Consider the following 19,600-nt stretch of genomic DNA (forward strand, 5'->3'; position numbering starts at 1 on the left):
GGGGGGGGGGCCCCCCCCCCCCCCCCCCCCCCAACCCCCCCCCCCCCCCCCCCGGGGGGGGGGGGGGGGGGCGCGCCCCCCCCCCCCCCCACCCCGCACCTTTCCAAGGAGACCCATGGACAACTCGGGGATGAACCGCAGGACGCTGCTCGGCGGGTCCCTTGCCGTGGCCGCCGGGATGAGCCTCCCGGCGCCGGCCCAGGCCCACGGCGGCCACGGGCGCGACGAGGCCGCGACCCGGTACGGCCGGGTGCGCGGACGGCGCGAGGACGGCATCGTCAAGTTCCTCGGCGTGCCGTACGCGACGCCGCCGCTGGGCCGCCTGCGGTTCCGGGCGCCGAAACCGCCCGCGCGGTGGTCCGGCGTGCGCGACACCGTGGACTTTCCGCACCCGGCCTTCCAGGCGGTGGGCGCGGAGATGGGCCCGACCGGCAACGGCCGGATGCCGGCGCCGTCGGAGGACTGCCTCTACCTCAACATCTGGACCCCCGCCGCCGACCGCAAGCGACGGCCGGTGATGTTCTACAACCACGGCGGCGGCTACATGATCGGCTCCGGCTCGGCCACCGGGCAGGACGGCACCCACCTGGCGCAGCGCCACGACGTGGTGGTCGTGGAGTCCAACCACCGGCTCGGCCTGCTGGGCTACCTGTTCCTGGGCGACCTCGCGCCCGGCGACCACGCCGCCAACCAGGGGATGCTCGACATCCTCGCCGCCCTGCGCTGGACCGGCGAGAACATCGAGAACTTCGGCGGCGACCCGGACAACATCATGGTCTGGGGCGAGAGCGGCGGCGGCGCCAAGACCGCCGCCGTCTACACCATGCCGAAAGCCGCGCGACTGTTCCACAAGGCTTCCATCGAGAGCGCCGCACCCCTGCGCTTCCCGACCCGCGACGGCGCCACTGCCCGCGCCGGGCGCACCCTCGAGCTCCTAGGTCTGACCAGAAAGGACATTCCCCAGCTGTACGACATCCCGGCCGCCCGGCTGCTCGAGGTCCAGCAGTCCGAGGCCGCGAACGGCGTCGCGCCCTGGGGCGAGCCCGACCCCGTGCTGCCGGGCTTCGGCGCCTTCGTCGACGGCCAGGTCATTCCGCGGCACCCGTTCGCCGACGGCGCCGCGCCGTTCTCGGCCGGCAAGCCGCTGATGGTCGGCACCTGCCGGGACGAGACGGTGTTCTTCAGCCTCTTCGGGCCGCCCGACGTCTTCCGCATCGACGCGGCCGGCCTGCGCAGCCGGCTGAGCGGCACCTACCCGGGCGCCGAACTCGAACGGATCATCGGCACCTTCCGCGCCTCGCGTCCCGGCGCGACCCCGGCCCACCTCTACTTCGCCATCACGACCTCGCCCATCTGGCGCGACGCGATCAAAATAGCCGAGGCCAAGGCGGCCCAGCACGCGGCTCCGGTGTACATGTACCAGCTGGCCTACCCCGACCCGACGGTGGTGCCGGGCACCGACTTCCCCCTCGGCTCGCCGCACGCGTCCGACATCCCGCTCAAGTTCGCCACCCTCGGCGACGACGCGTTGCCGGGGCAGCGGGCGACCGCCCGGAACATGAGCGCGCTGTGGGCCGGCTTCGCCCACACCGGCCGCCCTGGCGCGTCCCGCGTGCCGCGCTGGCCCGCCTACACGCCGACAGACCGCTCCACGATGTGGATCGACGCCCGGTGCCGGATCGTCGACGACCCGGACCGGGCGGAAAGGCTGTACTGGCAGCGCCGGGCGTGATGCCCCGGCAGCGTGGGTCGCGGCGCTGATGATGCCGGAGTGAGCGGCTCGATCCCTCTCGCGGGTTTCTACCGGTAGTTCTTGTCGAGCTTGCCTTCGTCGTTGTCGATCAGGCCTTCGTCGTCGACCTCGCGGCACCGGTTGTCGATCGTCACGAACACGAAGGTGAGGGAGTCCTTCGGGGTGGAACCGAGCAGACGTGTGGCCTGGCTGTGTGCCGCGACCACCGATTGTAGAGTGCGGTTCCGTGGTCGAAATGACCAGTGAAACGGGTGGCCTGTCCCAACGGCGGCTACCCGTCGTTAACGACTCGACGCCGATAGTTCGTCGCGATGGCCAGCAGGAGCGGACCCCACAACAGCAGCGGTGCGTACAGTGCCATCACGTCCGAACCGGGGACTGGGCGCTGTGGTGCATTCTCGCCGATCCACACCGGCCCGCTCTTGACGAATCCGAAGGCTTGGTTGAGAAGGAAGTATGCGCTCAGTGCGATAAGCAGAAGGGCGCCGATGGCCGCCGCTCGGTACACCGCCCGCACCGGCAAAGACCTGCCTCCGACCGCCGGCACCCAGGCCGGGAACCGTTCGCCCCAGCGGTGAACCAGCCCGAGGGTGAGCGTCGCCAACCCAAGGGACAACGCCGACAAAAGTAGCGGGTACCAGGCCCCCTCGCCGGGACTGGTGCCATAGTCGAACGCCGTAGCAGCACGCCACACCGCTGAAGGCACTACCAGAATCGGAACCAGCCATGCCGTCCACACTGTCCACCGGGGCGCTGGAATTGTCTGCCTCATATCGCTCATCGTCACCATGGCGACTGAGTAGAAGCTGAGCGGACGGCTTCGGCCTCGGGTGCGCAGATCAGGCCTCGGGTGCGCAGATCAGAGTGCTCCGGCGGCTGAGGCGAACGTACTCTTCTGCCGCTGTCCGCGCGCGTGGCGTCGCCTGAGGTCTCACGACCGGTCCGCACCTGGTCGCCTGCGCCGGCTTCGGACGAAAGACGGCGCGATAAGCGGCGCGATGGTCGCAGCGGTGTGCCGTCCGGCTGGTAGCGTCGTCGGACGCTGAAGGCTCGGGGTGATGGGCCGTCACGGCGCAGAGCCGTCAAACGCCGGAGGGCCCCGTCCGAAGTCGGGCGTGTTCCCGCAGTGACCCACCACAGGGCTGTCGATGGTTGCGGAGTCGGGACGAACCAGTTTCCTCGTTGCCGGATGAAGGCTCCATGGGTGCTGCGGTAGGTGAAAGCATGCAACGCCTCATAAGACGTCCAGACCGACAGGTTCACCACCATCGTGTCGGCTCCGTCAGGCCTGACAGTGACGGTGCGGCCGGGCCCGTCGGCGTATCGCCAGACGAACCCATCGCTTTCCTCCGCCATCCGTAGGACCGGATCGATCGCGGCCATGAATGCCGCCAGCGACGCGGAATCCTCAGCCGGGCGGTTGAGCGACAAGCTGACGGCGGGCTCCAAGGTCGCCGCCGGCTCGGTGATCACCGCAAAGGTCAAGAAGTGCTCCGACAGCTGAGCCAGGTCAGCGGCGGGGTGCGACCGGCGCTGAGAGCCCGCCTCCGAACAGGCGCTGGTCCACCTCGTTGAGCGACAGCTTCAGGGCGCCCAAGGCCACCGAGTCCGCGCCCAGCGTCGAGGCCCGGACCTCGGGGGTGCGCAGGCAGAGCCGCTGCAGTTCCCGGCGCAGCGGGTCGAGGACGAGGTCGGCCGAGCGGGAGAAGCCGCCGCCGAACACGACGACCTGAGGGTCGAGCGTGAGCACCAGCGCGGCCGCGCCGACCGCGAGGTCCTTGACGTAGCGGTTGACCGCCGTCCGGGCGGCCTTGTGGCCTTCGCGGGCGGCGTTGAAGACCCAGGCGGCGGCGTCGTCCGGGCCTATGGTGCTGGGCACGCCGGGACAGTTCTGCAGGTGTTCGGGGGCGTTGAGCCAGCGGACCTGTTTGAGGGCGCCGATCTCGCCGGCCGCGCCGCCGAAGCCGCGGCGCAGCACGCCGTCGATGATCAGGCCGGCGCCGGTGCGCAGGCCGGCCAGCAGATAGACGATGTCGTCGGCGTCGGTGGCCGCGCCCTTCCACTGCTCGCCGAGGGCGGCCAGCTTGCAGTCGTTCTCGATGACGATCGGGCAGGAGAAGTGGGTGGCCAGATGTGCGGTGAGGTCGACGCTCTTCCAGCCCGGCAGCGGGGTGAAGAAGCTGGTCCGTCCGGCCGGGTCGACCGCGCCGGTGACGGCGACGGTGACCGCCCAGATGTCGGAGGGTGTCTTGCCGGCCTGCTCCAGGCATGCGGTGACGACCTCGTCGAGCTCGGCCAGGCGGGCGGCCGGGCCGGCCTCGGCGTCGACGGCGTGGCGGACGCTGTGCACGATGTTGCCGTCGAGGTCGGCCAGCAGGGCCAATATCTTGTGCACGCCCACGTCGACGCCGAGCACGTGGCCGGCGCCGGCGCGGAACTGGTAGCGGCGGGCCGGGCGGCCGACAGCGCTGCTGGCGCCGGGCTCGAGGACGCTGGCCCAGCCGTCGGTGACCAGTCCCTGCGCGATCACGTCCACGGCGGGCCGGGACAGGCCGGTGCGCTGGGACAACTCGGTGACGGTGGACGGCGGATGGTCGCGCAGAGCACGCACGATGCTCAGGCTGTTGAGCTCGCGCAGACGCGGCAGGTCCGCCCCGGTCGTCGTCACCTCGGTCACGTTTGTTCCCTCTGCTACGCGGCCCGGGCCGCCTAATATGCTTTGAGCTTTACAAATTACTGGGGCGATGGCAAGCCGGTCCCCGGGAGGGACCGGCCCGCTCACGAAATCCGGTACGCGGAGGCCGGCCCGCTCACGAAATCCGGTACGCGGAGGCCGGCCCGCTCAGGAGATCGGGTAGGCCTGGGCGGCCGGCGAGATCGCCGGGGTGAAGTCGGCTTCCCGGCCGTCGATGCTGAACCGGTACCGGTCGAGCTGCCGGATGGTCGGCCGGGCCGTCAGGTACGTGGTCAGGGCGTCGAGCTCGGTCGGGGTGAGCCAGCTCGGCGGGTCGGACACGGCGCGGAACCGGCAGATGTCGGCCAGGTCGCGCAGCCAGCCGAGCTGCTGGTCGGTGAGCAGGTTGAGCCGGCTGCGGAAGTAGACGACGTCCGGGTCGACCTCGGTCAGCGGCTGGTGCCAGAGCCGGTGCAGGGCGTTGACCACGGCGTTGCGGGCCATCGCGTCGGACGGGTCGTCGCTGGCGTAGTTCTGCCACATCGGTGCGACGTCGGGGCCGCTGCGCAGGCCGTCGAGCAACCCGAGCGAGGGCAGCAGGATGGCGCCGCTGCCGAGCAGGTAGACGTCGTCGCCGGCGACCTGGCGGATCTGCGTCAGGGCCTCGCGGTAGGTCTGCTCGCGTTCGGCGTCGCCGGCCCGGATGCCCGGGACGGCGCCCGCGTTGATGAAGTCGAGCTTGAGGTAGGTGAACCCCCATTCGTGGACGACCCGGTGGACGAGCTCGCGGACGTGCTCGAGGGCGGCCGGGCGGGACAGGTCGAGGGCGTGGTAGCCGGTTCCCCAGTTGTGCCCGGCGATGACGGGAGCGCCGTTCGCGTCGCGTAACAGCAGGTCGGGGTGCTCCCGGGCGAACCGCGAGCCGGGCAGGGCGATGAACGGGGCCAGCCACAACCCGGGGACCAGGCCGGCGTCCCGGATCCGGTCGGCCAGGGCGGCCATGCCGGACGGGAACTTGTCGTTGGGCTGCCAGTCGCCGACCATCTGTTCCCAGCCGTCGTCGATCTGCGCGACCTCGAACGGCAGACCGGTCAGGTCCTTCAGATCCTCGCCGAGCTGCTGTTCGGTGATGCCTTCGTAGTACGCGTACCAGGAGCACCAGACGTTGCCGGCGCGACGGTCCCGGCTGCCGAAGCGCTGCGCCAGCTGCCGGGTGTAGGCCGCGAACACCTCGCCCTCGGGGCCGTAGGCGGCGAACCAGGGCGCGGCGCCGTGCTCGTACCAGCCGGCCAGGGTGTCCCGGTCGGCCTGCAGGCGCGGCGAACCGAGGCCGAGCGCGCCCAGCAGCAGGACGTTGCCGTCGCCGGCGTCGAGCGCGGCCACCGCGGAGGAGTGGTGCCGGGCCGGGTCGTCCCAGAGGTCGTCGTCGGCGGTGACCCGCCGCCGCGGATCGGCGATGCGCAGCGGCGGGCCGGACAGCCGGCGCCATCCGCACGGGCTCCACGAGTTCTGCCCGTGCCGGTAGAACAGGGCATCGCCCAGTCCGTGCAGCAGCGCGACGCGCCCCGGCGGCAGGATCAGGCCTCCGTCGGCTGCCTCGGGGCGGCCGGATCCCTCGTGCTCGATGGCGAGGACGCGGCCGCCGAGCTCGATGAGCGATGCCATGGTTCTCCTTGGTGAGGTGCGGTGGGAGGGCTTACTTGAAGAGGGCGTTGACCTGGTCGTTGGCCTTCTTGAGGGCGGTGGCCGAGTCGCTCTGGCCGAGCACCGCCGACTGGATGGCGTCCTGCACGGTCTGGCTGACCTCGTTGCCGTGCTCGGTGATGGGCAGGAAGAAGGTGCCGTTCGGCGCCTGGGCCTCGTCGACGAAGACCTGCACGTCACGGTTCTTGGCCTTGTGCGCGGCCAGAGCCTTCTCGCCGGCCTGCTTGATGGCGGGGAAGACGACGCCGTTGCCGCCGACGATGTTCTGGCAGTCGGCCGAGCCCAGGAACTTGACCCACTTCCAGGCCTCGTCCTTGTGCTCCGTGCCGGCCCAGATCGCGTCGGACAGGCCGTTGATCGCCGTCTTGCGGCCCTGCGGGCCGGCCGGGACCGGGGCGAACGCGAACTTCGCCTTGGCGTCGGCGCCGAGGTACGTGTTGATCGTCCAGGATCCGGCGTAGCTGATCGCGCCCTTGCCCGCGCCCATCAGGGTGTCGCGGCTGAGCGTGGAGTTCTTGTCGAGCGCGGGGCTGTAGCCCTTGGCGATCAGCGACTTGTACCAGTCGATGGTGGCCGCGAGGGCCGGGTCGTCGTACTTGTACTGCGTGCCCCACGGGTTCTTGTCGAGGTAGGTGAAGCCGTTGCTGGCGGCCAGGTTGCCCCAGCCGTTCTGGCCCTGCGAGCCGTCGGCCCACTCGGGCAGGTACCCGTACACCTTGACCTTGCTCTTGTCGAAGGCCGGGTCGAGCCCGTTCTTGCCGTTGGCGTCCACGGTGGCCTTGGCGATGAGGTTCTCGAAGGTGCCGCCGTCGGCCGGGTTCCAGCTCAGGTCGGCCAGGTCGGCGGCCTTGACGCCCTGCTTGGTGAGGTGGTCGACGTTGTAGACCAGGGCCATCGTGTCCCAGTCCTTGGGCAGGCCGTAGCGCTTGCCGTCCTTGGTGAACAGGTCGGCCAGCCCGGCCTGGTACTGGGCGAGGTCGACCTTGTCGGCACTGACGTACGGCTGGATGTCGAGGATCTGGCCGGAGGTGACGAACTGCGGGTAGTACGAGCCCTGGTTGGTCCAGACGTCCGGCGCGTCGCCCGAGGCGAGCTGGGTGGTGAGGTTCTGCCAGTACTGGTCCCACGCGGACTGGGTGATCTGCACCTTGATGCTCGGGTTGGCCGCGGTGAACGCGTCGGCGCAGGCCTGGTAGGACGCCTTCTGGTTGTCGTCCCAGAGCCAGTAGTCGAGGGTGACGGCGTCGCCGCCGCTCTTGTCGCCGTCGCCGGACGAGCAGGCGGTCAGTCCGGTGAGGACGGCGAGCGACAGCAGGGCGGCCGCGGCTCGTGTTCTGCGGGTCATCTGACTCTCATTTCTTCGGGAGGGGTTATTTGCTGCCGGTGAAGTTCAGGGACTGGACGAGGCGCTTGCCCACGAAGACCAGCAGGAGCGCGACCGGGATGACCGACAACGTCGACGCGGCCATCAGGCCGGTCCAGTCCGGCTGGGTGTTGGGTGACTGCTGGAGGAACACGCCGAGGGCGACGGTGACCAGGCGGTTCTCCTCGCCCCGGCCGACCAGCAGCGGCCACAGGAAGTCCTTCCAGGCCCAGACGGTGGTGGTGATGCCGATGGTGAGCAGCGGGCCCCGGCTCATCGGCAGCGAGATCCGCCAGAAGATGCCCCAGGGGCCGTTGCCGTCGAGGATGGCGGCCTCCTCGACGTCGCGCGGCAGCGACAGGAAGAACTGGCGCAGGAAGAACACCGCGAACGGGGTCATCAGGATGCTCGGTGCGACCATGCCGGCCATCGTGTTGATCAGGCCGAGATCCTTGACCAGCACGAAGTTGGGCAGCAGCGTGAAGATCGGCGGGACCATCAGGGCGCTGATCAGGATCGCGAAGATCAGGTCGCGTCCGGGGAACCGCAGCCGGGCGAAGGCGTACCCGGCCATGGCGCAGAACAGGGTCTGGAACGCCGCGATCAGCGTGCAGTAGATGACCGAGTTGAGGATGTAGCGGGCGAAGTCGATGTGGGCGCCGGAGCCGCCGGCCGCCCGGGCCTCGGCCTCGCTGGTCAGGCCGAGCACCCGGGCGAAGTTGACCAGGGTGGGGTCGCGGGGCAGCAGCCCGGCGTTGTCGCTGAGCAGGTCGCCGGCCGGGGTGAGGGCCGTCCGGATCATCCACCAGAACGGGAAGAGGGTGGCCACGACGATCACGGCCATGACCGCCCAGCCGAAGAATTTGCGCATGGGTTCCGTCCTCAGGCCAGGTCCGAGCGGGACGCCCGCAGCAGGCGCATCTGGATCGCGGTGAGCACGCCGAGGATGAGCGCCAGGAAGACCGCGGCGGCCGACGCGTAGCCCATCTGGAAGTACGAGAAGGCCTGCTGGTAGATGAAGTAGTAGAGGACCCGGGTGGCTCCGGCCGGGTCGCCCTGGGTGGTGACGGCGATGGTGTCGAAGATCTGGAACGAGCCGATCAGCGAGACCACCAGGACCAGGGCCAGAACGGGTCGCAGCAGCGGCAGGGTGATGGCGCGGAACATCCGCCATTCGCCGGCCCCGTCGATCGAGGCGCCCTCGTACAGGTACTGCGGGATCTGCAGCATCCCGGCGTAGAGCAGCAGCGCCGTGTAGCCGGTGTAGGCCCAGGTGTTGATGGCGGCGATGGACGGCATGGCCAGCGCCGCGTCGGTGAGGAAGCCGACCGGGCCCACCCCGATCGACGTCAGCAGGTGGTTGACGAACCCCAAGTTGGTGTCGAGCAGCCACATCCACAGCAGACCGACCGTGACGTTCGGGACCAGCCAGGGCAGCAGCAGCGTGGCCCGCAGCACGACCGAGCGGGTCAGCCGGTGCATGAGCGCGGCCACGATCAGGGCCAGCACGGTCTGCGACCCGATGTTGAGGACCACGTACCAGAGCGTGACCAGCAACGACCGCCAGAACTGGCTGTCGTGCACCAGCTTGTCGTAGTTGGCCGCGCCCACGAACGTGGGTGTGTTGAGCATGGAGTAGTCGGTGACCGAGTACCAGGCGCCGCGGATGGCCGGGTAGCCGTAGAACACGGTGAACCCGGCCAGCACCGGCGCCAGGAACCACCACGCCGCGCGACGGTCGTCGCGCCTTTTCGTCGAGCTCATCCTCGCCTCTGATTCGTCTCCGAGTTGGCTCTTGCCAGCTGACCCGATGTCGAATAATGATGTAGACCTTCGATATTTTGTCAATACCTCTTCGTAATCCCCGGGCAACAAACTCCCCTCGGAGACCGACAATGAGAAGATCCCTCGGCGCCGTCGTCCTCGGCGTCCTCCTCGCCCTCACCCCGATGACCGTGGCTCAGGCCGCTCCGGCCGGACCCCCGCCCCGGCCGGCGGCGTCCCCGGCCCCCGACCCCGCTCTGACCGCCCATCCGCTGGCCGCCGCCCCCGGCCCGATCGACAACCCGCTCAAGGGCTTCGCGAAGTTCTACTCACCCGGCGGCAACCAGAACGTCGGCTACCCGCACGCGCTGACCTGGGGCTACTTCGGTCTGTCGGAGATCATGACCAACGCCTCGAGCTGCGGCAGCTACAACTGGTCGATCGTGGACAGCATGCTGGCCGAGACGGCCACGTACGGGAACCAGGCCGCGATCCGCATCTACCTGACCTATCCCGGAGGCACCGGCAGCCACCCGGCCAACGCCATCCCGCCCTGCTTCAACGGCAACGTCGCGACCCGCGCCGACACGTACTGGAACGTCACCCACCCCGACTACGACAGCCCGTTCCTGCTCACCGCGATGAAGAACTTCATCGCCGCCTTCGGCGCCCGCTACGACGGCGATCCCCGGCTCGGGTTCATCCACCTGGGCCTGGTCGGGCTCTGGGGTGAGTGGCACACCTGGCCGTACGACACCGACACCGCCGACGGCCGGCCGAACTACATGCCCAGCGACGCCAACGGCGCCCAGCTCGTGGCCGCCTTCGACACGGCGTTCAACCGGACCAAGGTCGAGATCCGGTACCCGGACGCGGCCGGCGGCGCCGCGAACAGCCGCGACATCGGCTACCACGACGACTCGTTCTGCTTCCGCGAAGGCTCGCCGTTGCAGGGCGTCACCCTGCCCCAGTCGATGGGCGGCGCGTCCTACGCCCACCTGCAACGCAACCTGGCCACCGGCACCGAGAACAAGTGGATCACCAGCTCGATCGGGGGCGAACTGCGCCCGGAGATCCAGTCGAGCGCCTTCCAGAGCTGGCCCGACGGCTCCGGGGCGGTCGACAACCTCAAGGCCTGCATCGAGCTGTCCCACGCGACCTGGCTGATCAACGAGCAGAGCGGCGGGTACGCGGCGGGTGACGCCAACGTCGGCGCCGCGGTCCGCTCCATGGGCTACAACCTCAGCGTCGACAACGCCTACTACCGCGACACCGCGAGCGGCGCCACCAACGTCGGCGTCCGGATCGCCAACACCGGCGTGGCCCCGTTCTCCTACCCGTGGACGGTCACGCTGGGCCTGAAGAACAGCAGTGGCAGCGTCGTGCGTACCTGGGACACCTCATGGGACCTGCGCAAGGTGCAGCCGCTGACGATCCGGACCTTCCCGGACTGGAACGCCGGCGCCGACTACCGCGACTTCGGCTACCGCCAGTACTTCCAGCACACCGCCGACCTGTCCGGGCTGGCCAACGGCTCGTACCAGTGGGTGCTGCGGGTCAAGAACCCGCTCGAAGCCGTCAGCGCCGGCGCCAAGAAGCTGCGGTTCGCCAACGCCACCCAGCAGGCCGACGGCTGGCTCGGCCTGGGCCCGGTCACCGTCGGCACCGGCACCGGCGGCGGCCCGGCCGGTTACGAGGCCGAAGCCGGCACCCGCACCGGAGGCGCCGCCGTGTCCGCCTGCGCCGCCTGCTCCGGCGGTCAGAAGGTCGGCTGGCTCGGCAACGGCGCCACCCTCACCTTCACCGGCGTCACCGGCGGCGGCCCCCGGACCGTCACCTTCCACTACCTGACCGCCGAGACCCGCACCGCCACCGTCAACGGGCAGAGCGTCACCTTCCCGGCCACCGGCAGCTGGGACACCGTCGGCACCACCGCCGTCACCCTCACCCTGCCCGCCGGCACGACCACGATCACGGTGGCCAATCCCGGCGGCTGGGCCCCCGACCTCGACCGCGTCACCGTCAGCTGAGGAATCCCACCATGCGCAGAGCGCTCGTCCTCGCCCTCGCCCTGGTCCTGGCCATGGGCAGTCCCGCCGTGGCCGGTCCCGGCCCGTCCTGGAAGTCGTTGTCCTACACCGCCGCGCCGGCCGACAACCCGCTCAAGGGTTTCCTGCCGTTCGCCGGCGACTACCAGACCTTCCCGCACAGCATGGAGTGGTTCTATCTGCCGCTGAGCGACATCATGACCGGCCCCCAGCAGTTCCGCTGGGACGCCGTCGACCAGCAGCTCGACGCGATCGCGGCCCGCGGGCACCAGAGCGCGTTCCGCGTCTACCTGGACTATCCGGGCCGGCCCACCGGCATCCCGCAGTACCTGCTCGACCAGGGGCTGGTCACCCGCCCGTACCCGGACTTCGGCAACAACGGCGTCAGCGTCGCCCCCGACTGGAACGACCCTCGCCTGATCAGCGCCCTCGAGAACTTCATCACCGCGCTCGGCCGCCGCTACGACGGCGACCCCCGGATCGGCTTCCTCACGCTCGGCCTGATCGGTTTCTGGGGCGAGTGGCACACCTGGCCCTACGACGGCACCACCCAGCCCGAGAACTGGATGCCGAGCACCGAGAACCTCACTCGCATCCTCAACCGCTACGACGCCGCGTTCGACACCACCCGGCTGCTGGCCCGCTATCCCAGCCCGCAGAACAGGGACCTGAACATCGGCTACCACGACGACTCGTTCGCCTTCGAGACCCTGCCCAACCAGTCCTGGCACTTCGTGCGGCGCCTCATCGACGAGGGCGTCACCGGCAAATGGCAGCGCGAGCCGGTCGGCGGCGAACTGCGCCCGGAGATCCAGACCTGCCTGTTCGACCAGCCGGTCAGCTGTCCCCAGTACGAGGACTACGACCAGTCGGTGGCCGGGACCCACGCCTCCTGGCTGATCAACCAGGCCGCGTTCGCCGGTGCCGGCTACACGGGAGCGGAGTACGACCGCGCGCTCACCGCGGCCCGGTCGCTGGGTTACGAGCTGACCGTGACCCAGGCCGCCGTCGGCCGCGACCGGGTCTCGGTCCGCATCGCCAACCGGGGCACCGCGCCCTTCTACTACGACTGGCCGGCCGAACTGGCCGCCCTCGACCGCACCGGCCGCGTCGTGCGGCGCTGGAAGACACCGTGGACGGTCGCCGGCATCCAGCCCGGCCAGGACCCCGCGCGGCTCTCGGCCCGGATCGACACCGGCGGCCTGCGCGAGGGCAAGTACGACATCGTGCTGCGGGTGCCCAACCCGATGCGCGGCGGCCTGCCGTTGCGCTTCGCCAACACCAGCCAGGACACCCGTACCGGCTGGCTCACCCTCGGCACCGTGACCCGCCGCCATTAGCTGATCCCGCCCGGCCCCGCGAGGGGCCGGGCGGACCCGACCGGAAGACGGCCATGACGACCATCGTGTTCCTCGGCGCGGGCAGCGTCGTGTTCACCCGCCAGCTGCTCACCGACATCCTCGGCTTTCCCGAACTGACCGGCGCCCGCCTCGTCCTGCACGACATCGACCCCGACCGCCTGGCCACCGCCCGGGCCCACGCCGAGCGGATCGCCGACGCCCGCGGCGCCCGGCCGGCCATCGTGGCCACGCTCGACCGCCGCGCCGCCCTGGACGGCGCCGACTTCGTCATCAACGCCATCGCGGTCGGCGGCTATCCGGCCACCCGCACCGACTTCGACGTCCCGGCCCGGTTCGGGCTGCGCCAGACCATCGGCGACACCATCGGCGTCGGCGGCATCTTCCGCGGCCTGCGCACGTTCCCGGTGCTGGCCGGCATCGCCGCCGACATGGCCGAGCTGTGCCCGGACGCCTGGTTGCTCAACTACACCAACCCGATGGCCATGAACGTCACCTACCTGTCCCAGGTGGCGCCGGCGCTGAAGGTCCTCGGCCTGTGCCACTCGGTGTACTGGACGGTGCGCGGGCTCTGCGATCTCGTCAAGGTGCCGTTCGAGGAGGTCGAGTTCGACAGCGCGGGCGTCAACCACCAGGCGTGGATCCTGCGCTGGCAGCTCCACGGGGAGACCTCCATCCGGCCCTGGACGCCGCGATCGCCGCCGACGGGCAATTGCGCCGCCGCGTCCGGGTCGACATGTACCGCCGGCTCGGCTTCTACCCGACCGAGACCAGCGAGCACTCCGCCGAGTACGTGCCCTGGTATCTGCATTCCGACCGGGAGATCGAACGACTGCGCATCCCGGTGGGGGAGTACCTGCGGATCCTGGCCCAGGGCGGCACCGACGAGGTGGACGACGACAGCACCGAGTACGCCCCGCAGGTCATCCACAGCCTGGTGACCGGCACCCCACGGCGCATCGTGGTGAACGTGGCCAACGCCGGGCTGATCGACAACCTGCCCGAGGGGTTCGCGGTCGAGGTCCCCGCGGACGTCGACGGCGCCGGGGTCCGGCCGCAGCCGATGGGCGCCCTGCCACCGCAGCTGGCCGCGGTCAACCGCCCGTACGTCAGCGTCGGCGAGCTGACCGTCGCGGCCGCCGTGACCGGAGACCCCCGGTCGGTCCGCCACGCCGCCCTGGTCGACCCGAACACGGCCGCCACCCTGACCGTCGACGCCATCCACGAGCTGTGCGACGCGCTCACCGCCGCGCACGGCGACCTGCTGCCCGAGGCGCTGCGCGGATGAGCGCCACCTGGGATCTGCTGGTCGTCGGTGACGCCAACCCCGACGTCGTGGTCTCCGGCGCCCCGGCCGATCCGCCCTGGGGACACCGGGAACGGCTCGTCGACGCCGGGGCCCTCACCCTCGGCGGCTCGGCGGCGATCACCGCGTGCGGCGCCGCCCGGCTCGGCCTGCGCACCGCCTTCGCGGGCCGGGTCGGCGACGACCCGGCCGGCCGCTTCTGCCTCGACGCGCTGCGCGAACGCGGTGTCGACGTCACGGGCTGCGTCATCGACCCCGACCGGCCGACCGCGCTGACCGTGGTGCTCGCGAGCGGCGGCGACCGGGCCATGCTGACCGCACCCGGCTGCCTGCCGTTCCACCGCCCGGACGATCTCGACCCCGGCCTGGTCGCGGCGGCCCGGCACGTGCACGTCAGCTCGTACTTCCTGCAACCCCGCCTCGCCGCCGCCCTGCCGGCCTGGTTCGCCGGGCTGCGGGCGGCCGGAGCCACCACGTCGCTGGACACCAACGACGACCCGTCCGGCGCCTGGGACTCCCCGGTGACCGCCGCGATCGCCCGGACCGACGTCTTCCTGCCCAACGAGGCCGAGGCCCTCGCCCTGACCGGCACGGACGACGTCGGCGCGGCCGCGGAGAAGCTGGCCGCGTCGGCCGGGCTGGTCGTGGTGAAACGCGGAGCCGCCGGCGCCCTCGCGTGGACCGGCGACGGCCCGGTCACCGTGGCCGCCCACCCCGTCACCCCGGTCGACACGGTCGGCGCGGGGGACAGCTTCAACGCGGGCTTCCTGGCCGGACGTCTCGGCGGTCTCGATCTGGCCGGCAGCCTGCGGCTCGCGGCCGCCTGCGGGGCACTGTCCACGCGCGCGGCCGGCGGCACGGCGGCACAGCCCACCCTCGCCGAGGCCCGCGCATGAACCTCGACGACCTGCCGCTGCGCGCCTACACACCCGTCCCGTCGGTCCGGCGCCCGCAGACCCACGTCGCCCGCGCGTCGGTGCCGGCTGTCGACGTCCACAACCATCTGGGCCGGTGGCTCGGCGACGGCGACTGGCTCATCCCCGACGTGCCCGCGCTCCTGGATCTCCTGGACGCGGTCGGTGTGGCCACCGTGGTCAACCTCGACGGACGCTGGGACGCCGAGCTGGACGCCAACCTCGCCCGCTACGACCGGGCGTACCCCGGCCGCTTCGTGACGTTCTGCCACCTCGACTGGACGGCGCTGCACCGCCCCGACCCGACCGGCGCGCTGATCGCCCAGCTCGGGCGGGCCCGGGACGCCGGCGCCCGCGGTGTCAAGGTGTGGAAGGACCTCGGCCTGGGCGTCACCGACGCCGACGGCGTGCGGGTCCTGCCCGACGACCCCCGGCTGGCCGACGTCTTCGCCGCGGCCGGCGAGCTCGGGCTGCCGGTGCTCATCCACACGGCCGACCCGCTGGCGTTCTTCGCGCCGCTGGACGTGCGCAACGAGCGTCTCGAGGAGCTGGCGCAGCACCCGGACTGGTGGTTCGGCGCGCCCGGCCACCCCTCGTTCGACCGGCTGATGCGGGCCCTGGAAGGCGTCGTGGCCGGCGCGCCGGGCACCACGTTCATCGGCGCGCACGTCGGCTGCGCGGCCGAGGACCTCGGGTGGGTCGACGGCATGCTCCGGCGGTATCCCAACTTCCACATCGACCTGGGCGGGCGGCTGGCCGAGCTGGGTCGCCGCCCGCGGGCCACCCGCCGGCTGATCCTCGACCACCCGGACCGGGTGCTGTTCGGCTCGGACGCCTTCCCGGCCACGCGGGAGGCGTACGAGGTCTACTGGCGCTTCCTGGAGACCGAGGACGAGTGCTTCGCCTACGCCCCCGGCTCGCCCGTGCCGCCGCAGGGCCGCTGGGACATCTCCGCGATCGGTCTGCCGCCGGAGGTCCTGACCCAGGTGTACGCGACCAACGCCGACCGGCTCCTGAGCCGGTGACCGCCTGGCGGGGTTTTCCGGGTTCGATCAGCTGAGCGAAAGTCGGTGGCCGTCGCTCAGCCCGTCGACGTACGGTCTGCGGCGTGGCCGGCCGACGTTCTGCTGCACGGTCGCTCCTGCGGTTGTGGCCGCACGTGCGGCCGGTCCGGGTCCGGCTGGTCCTGGCCGGCGTCCTGGCCATCCTCGCCTCGTGTGCGGCACTGGTCATGCCGCTGGTCCTGAAGTGGCTGGTGGATGGTCCCCTCACCGACGGTGATCCGTCCGGTATCTGGCTCGGTGGAGCGGTCCTGGCGTTGCTGGGCGCCGTCGAGGCGGGGATCTTCGGTCTCCGCCGCCGGCTGACCGCGCGGCCGCTCGCCCAGGTCGAGGCGTCGATGCGGGAAGCGCTGTACCGGCGACTTCAGCGGCTGCCGATCGCCTTCCACGATCGCTGGTCGTCGGGCCAGCTCCTCTCCCGGGGCATCGCGGATCTCGGCCTGGTGCGGGGCTGGCTGTCGTTTCCGCTCCCGTTCCTGGCGGTCAACGCCGTGACGTTCGTAGCCGCGTGCGCCGTCCTGCTGGCGCAGCAATGGATGCTGGGGCTGCTACTGCTGGCGCCGGTCGTGCCGCTGATCCTGCTGTCCTCGTGGTTCCAGACACGGCATGCGCCGGCCTCGCGCCGCGCACAGGACCTGAGCGGGGACCTGACGACGCTGATCGGCGAGTCGATTCTGGGCATCCGGGTGATCAAGGGCTTCGGCCGGCACGACAGTCAGATCAGTGCCTTCCGGAAACTGGTGTCCGAAACCCGCGGCGTCGAGCTGAGGAAGGCACGTCTGGTCGCGATCCTGTCCGGGATGTTCGTCCTGCTTCCGGAGCTCGCGGTCGGGGCGACGCTGGCGTCGGGTGTGGTGCAGGTTGCCGACGGGACGCTGTCCGCCGGGACGTTGCTGGCCTTCCTGACGACCGCGCTGGTCCTGCTCCCGGTGGTGGAATCGACCGGAGCGCTGCTGGCGATGAGCAACCACGCGGCGACCGCGGCCGACCGCTACCACGAGATCATGGACGAGCCCCGGCCGACCCAGGAGCGCCCACCCGCCGCCGATCCCGGGCCACCATCGGGTCCGGCGGCGCTCGCTTTCGAGAACGTGCGCTTTCGCTATCCGGGTACGTCGCCGGGCGATCCGGAGGTGCTGCGGGGCGTCGATCTGAGGATCGAAGCCGGCGAGACGATGGCCCTGGTCGGCGCCACGGGCAGCGGCAAGACCACCCTCGCCGGCCTGGTGCCCCGGTTGTACGAGCCGACGGGAGGACGCATCACGCTCGACGGCCAGGACATCGCCGGCCTGACGCGGTCGCGGCTGCGATCCATGGTTGCCGTCGCCTTCGAGGACCCCACGCTCTTCTCCGGGTCGGTCCTGGAGAACATCCTGATGGGTGGGGAGGCCGCCACCGAGGCGGACGGGGCCCGAGCCTTGCGAATCGCGCAGGCCGACGGTTTCGTCGGCCGGCTGCCCTCGGGGGCGCGAACGCAGCTCGGCGAGCGGGGTTCGACCCTCTCCGGTGGGGAACGCCAGCGGCTCGCCCTGGCCCGGGCTGTCGCCGGCCGCCCGCGTCTGCTGGTTCTCGACGATCCCCTCTCGGCGCTGGACATCCACACCGAGGCCGCGGTGGAGAACGCGTTGCGCCACGTGCTCGCCACCACGACGGCGCTGATCGTGGCCCACCGGCCGTCGACGGCCCGTCTGGCCGACCGGGTCGCCCTGCTCCGCGACGGACGTGTCGTCGCTGTGGGCACTCACCAGCAGCTGCTCAGCACCGACTCCGAATACGCCCGGCTCATGTCGGGGATCGAGCCCCCGCCGCGGCGGGGCGGGGCCGGCGAGGGAGCACCGGCCTCGTGACGGAGCTGCCACCCGTACGCGGGAACGCGTCACGTGCTCTGCTGGCCTCTCTCGTGCGGCCGCACCGCCGCCGGGTGGTGGCGACCGGTCTGCTGTTGTTCCTCCAGCGTGCGATCTCGCAAAGCGGCCCCCTGCTGGTCGCCTTCGCGATCGATCGGGCGGTTCCAGCCCTTCGGGTGCACGACCGTGGCCCGCTCCTGGCGGTCTGCCTCGGGTACCTGCTGTTCGCGGTGGCCTCAGGAGGGCTGCAGTACTCCTTCGTCCGCGCCTCGGCCCGGGTCGGCCAAGACGTGATCGCCGATCTGACCGTCCGGATCTTCACCCATGCGCAGGCTCTGAGCGTCGACTTCCACGAGCGGTACACCTCGGGCCGGTTGACCTCCCGAGCCACCAGCGACGTTCAGGCGTTGCGCAACCTGCTCGCCAACGGCCTGCAGGACATCGTCGGAGCGTTCCTGACCACCGTGTACATCTCCGCCATCCTGCTCTACCTGGACTGGCCGCTGGGGTTGGCGGCCATCGCGGTCGGCGGGCCCCTGTACCTGACCGTCCGCGCGTTCCGGCGCCGGGCGTACCGGGTCTACAGCGAGCGGTCGAGCGCGACGGCCGCCGTCACGGCGAAGTACGCGGAGACGTTCGCCGGCATCCGTGCCGTGCAGTCGTTCCGGCTGGAGACGTCCAACGACCGGTCCTTCGTCCGGCTCGACCAGCGGCACGCCCGCGTCAACGGTGACGCCGAGCTGGTGATGGCGCGGTATGTGACCTCGTCGCGGCTGGTGGCCAACCTCGGCATCGCCGTACTGGTCACGTGGGGCGCCTTCCGGGTCGCCGCCGACGGCCTGGAGCTGGGCGTGTTCGCCGCCGTCGTGCTCTACCTGCGCCGCCTGTACGACGACCCCCTGAAACTGGGCGGCGTCCTGGACGCCTACCAGTCGGCCCTCGCGTCCCTGGAGAAGATCGCGGCTCTGCTGGCCCAGCGGTCCACCGTCGGTGAACCAGACCGGCCCCGGCCGCTGCCGGCCGGCACCGCCCGGCATCCGGGCCGGACCGTCGTCTTCGAGCAGGTCGCCTTCGCGTACCCCACCGGCGTCGAAGTCCTGCCACGATTCGACCTGACCCTGGTCTCCGGACAGACCGTAGCCGTCGTCGGCGCCACCGGCGCGGGCAAGACCACCCTCGCCAAGCTGCTGGCCCGCTTCCACGACCCCACCCACGGCCGGGTTCTCCTCGACGGCGTCGACCTGCGCCACCTCGCCACGGCCGATCTGCGGCGCGCCGTGGTGATGGTCACGCAGGAGGCCTTCCTGTTCTCCGGCACCATCGCCGAGAACATCGCGCTGGGCCGGCCCGGCGCCGGCCGCGCGGAGGTCGAGCAGGCGGCTCGAACCGTCGGTGCGCACGAGTTCATCAGCCGGCTGCCCGACGGGTACGACACCCGGATCCAGGCCGGTGGGCACCGGATCTCCGCCGGACAGCGGCAGTTGGTGGCGCTGGCCCGCGTCCTGCCGGCCGACCCGGCCGTGGTGATTCTCGATGAGGCCACCCCTTCCCTGGACCTCCCCGGCGAGAGACTGGTCCGGCAGGCGATGAGGACCGTGCTGCGGGGACGAACCGCCCTGGTCGTCGCACACCGTCTGTCCACGGTGTCCATCGCGGACCGGGTCCTGATGATGGCCGGTGGGCGCATCGTCGAAGACGGCCCGCCCGGCGAGCTCATCAACAATCGGGGCCGGTTCGCCGAGCTGCACACGGCCTGGCGGGACAGCGGGACCTGACCGCCACCGGGATGCAGCACCCGCCCCGGCAAA

The 19,600-nt window shown here is 71.1% G+C and carries 17 protein-coding genes and 1 pseudogene; 10 read left to right on the top strand and 8 right to left on the bottom strand.

Annotation, left to right across the window (positions count from 1 at the left end):
* Positions 1–115 precede the first annotated feature (115 nt).
* Entirely contained in the window at positions 116–1,732 is a 1,617-nt protein-coding gene (locus HJC40_RS34120) for a carboxylesterase/lipase family protein (RefSeq protein WP_250007531.1), read from the top strand.
* A 68-nt stretch (positions 1,733–1,800) separates the two neighbouring features.
* Here HJC40_RS34120 and HJC40_RS34125 read toward each other — a convergent pair whose 3' ends face one another.
* The 3 genes from HJC40_RS34125 to HJC40_RS46730 all read right to left on the bottom strand — a co-directional run bounded on the left by HJC40_RS34125 (position 1,801) and on the right by HJC40_RS46730 (position 3,136).
* Positions 1,801–1,959, bottom strand: coding sequence for a hypothetical protein (locus HJC40_RS34125; RefSeq protein ID WP_250007532.1), 159 nt, complete (start codon positions 1,957–1,959; stop codon positions 1,801–1,803).
* Positions 1,960–2,024: 65 nt separating this feature from the next.
* On the bottom strand, positions 2,025–2,543 hold the full coding sequence (locus tag HJC40_RS34130; RefSeq protein WP_250007533.1) for a hypothetical protein: 519 nt from the start codon (positions 2,541–2,543) through the stop codon (positions 2,025–2,027).
* A complete protein-coding gene (locus tag HJC40_RS46730; RefSeq protein WP_374273441.1) occupies positions 2,537–3,136 on the bottom strand; it encodes a DUF3291 domain-containing protein in 600 nt (199 codons plus the stop codon). Before HJC40_RS46730 ends, HJC40_RS34130 begins: the two co-directional genes overlap by 7 nt.
* On the opposite strand from HJC40_RS46730, the gene HJC40_RS45720 reads away from it, so the two are divergent.
* Positions 3,135–3,257, top strand: a complete 123-nt coding sequence (locus tag HJC40_RS45720; RefSeq protein ID WP_284044124.1) for a hypothetical protein — start codon at positions 3,135–3,137, stop codon at positions 3,255–3,257. The genes HJC40_RS46730 and HJC40_RS45720 overlap by 2 nt on opposite strands.
* 6 nt (positions 3,258–3,263) lie before the next feature.
* Here HJC40_RS45720 and HJC40_RS34135 read toward each other — a convergent pair whose 3' ends face one another.
* The 5 genes from HJC40_RS34135 to HJC40_RS34155 all read right to left on the bottom strand — a co-directional run bounded on the left by HJC40_RS34135 (position 3,264) and on the right by HJC40_RS34155 (position 9,258).
* A complete protein-coding gene (locus tag HJC40_RS34135) occupies positions 3,264–4,430 on the bottom strand; it encodes an ROK family transcriptional regulator (protein WP_250007534.1) in 1,167 nt (388 codons plus the stop codon).
* 165 nt (positions 4,431–4,595) lie between these two features.
* Positions 4,596–6,092 (bottom strand): glycoside hydrolase family 36 protein, encoded by a 1,497-nt coding sequence (locus HJC40_RS34140; RefSeq protein WP_250007535.1) that lies wholly within the window; start codon positions 6,090–6,092, stop codon positions 4,596–4,598.
* 31 nt (positions 6,093–6,123) lie between these two features.
* Entirely contained in the window at positions 6,124–7,476 is a 1,353-nt protein-coding gene (locus HJC40_RS34145; protein ID WP_250007537.1) for a sugar ABC transporter substrate-binding protein, read from the bottom strand.
* Between the two features lie 25 nt (positions 7,477–7,501).
* Entirely contained in the window at positions 7,502–8,365 is an 864-nt protein-coding gene (locus HJC40_RS34150; protein WP_250007538.1) for a carbohydrate ABC transporter permease, read from the bottom strand.
* Between the two features lie 11 nt (positions 8,366–8,376).
* Positions 8,377–9,258: a carbohydrate ABC transporter permease gene (locus HJC40_RS34155; RefSeq protein WP_250007539.1), complete on the bottom strand. Its 882-nt coding sequence runs from the start codon at positions 9,256–9,258 to the stop codon at positions 8,377–8,379.
* A 131-nt stretch (positions 9,259–9,389) separates the two neighbouring features.
* Here HJC40_RS34155 and HJC40_RS45725 point away from each other — a divergent pair, with 131 nt between their 5' ends.
* The 8 genes and pseudogenes from HJC40_RS45725 to HJC40_RS34195 all read left to right on the top strand — a co-directional run bounded on the left by HJC40_RS45725 (position 9,390) and on the right by HJC40_RS34195 (position 19,567).
* On the top strand, positions 9,390–11,288 hold the full coding sequence (locus HJC40_RS45725) for a DUF4832 domain-containing protein (RefSeq protein ID WP_284044125.1): 1,899 nt from the start codon (positions 9,390–9,392) through the stop codon (positions 11,286–11,288).
* Between the two features lie 11 nt (positions 11,289–11,299).
* Positions 11,300–12,646: a DUF4832 domain-containing protein gene (locus HJC40_RS34165; RefSeq protein WP_250007540.1), complete on the top strand. Its 1,347-nt coding sequence runs from the start codon at positions 11,300–11,302 to the stop codon at positions 12,644–12,646.
* A 53-nt stretch (positions 12,647–12,699) separates the two neighbouring features.
* Positions 12,700–13,188: pseudogene (locus tag HJC40_RS34170) on the top strand (alpha-glucosidase/alpha-galactosidase); the annotation flags it as partial.
* Between the two features lie 113 nt (positions 13,189–13,301).
* Complete coding sequence (locus HJC40_RS34175; RefSeq protein WP_250007541.1) at positions 13,302–13,952, top strand: hypothetical protein; 651 nt, start codon at positions 13,302–13,304, stop codon at positions 13,950–13,952.
* Positions 13,949–14,866: a carbohydrate kinase family protein gene (locus HJC40_RS34180; protein WP_250007542.1), complete on the top strand. Its 918-nt coding sequence runs from the start codon at positions 13,949–13,951 to the stop codon at positions 14,864–14,866. Before HJC40_RS34175 ends, HJC40_RS34180 begins: the two co-directional genes overlap by 4 nt.
* On the top strand, positions 14,863–15,909 hold the full coding sequence (locus HJC40_RS34185; RefSeq protein WP_250007544.1) for an amidohydrolase family protein: 1,047 nt from the start codon (positions 14,863–14,865) through the stop codon (positions 15,907–15,909). The genes HJC40_RS34180 and HJC40_RS34185 overlap by 4 nt, the downstream gene beginning before the upstream one ends.
* 83 nt (positions 15,910–15,992) lie before the next feature.
* Entirely contained in the window at positions 15,993–17,792 is a 1,800-nt protein-coding gene (locus tag HJC40_RS34190; protein ID WP_250007545.1) for an ABC transporter ATP-binding protein, read from the top strand.
* On the top strand, positions 17,789–19,567 hold the full coding sequence (locus HJC40_RS34195; protein ID WP_250007546.1) for an ABC transporter ATP-binding protein: 1,779 nt from the start codon (positions 17,789–17,791) through the stop codon (positions 19,565–19,567). Before HJC40_RS34190 ends, HJC40_RS34195 begins: the two co-directional genes overlap by 4 nt.
* The last annotated feature ends 33 nt before the right edge of the window (positions 19,568–19,600 follow it).

This window comes from Actinoplanes sp. M2I2, from assembly GCF_023544445.1.
Classification (GTDB): domain Bacteria; phylum Actinomycetota; class Actinomycetes; order Mycobacteriales; family Micromonosporaceae; genus Actinoplanes.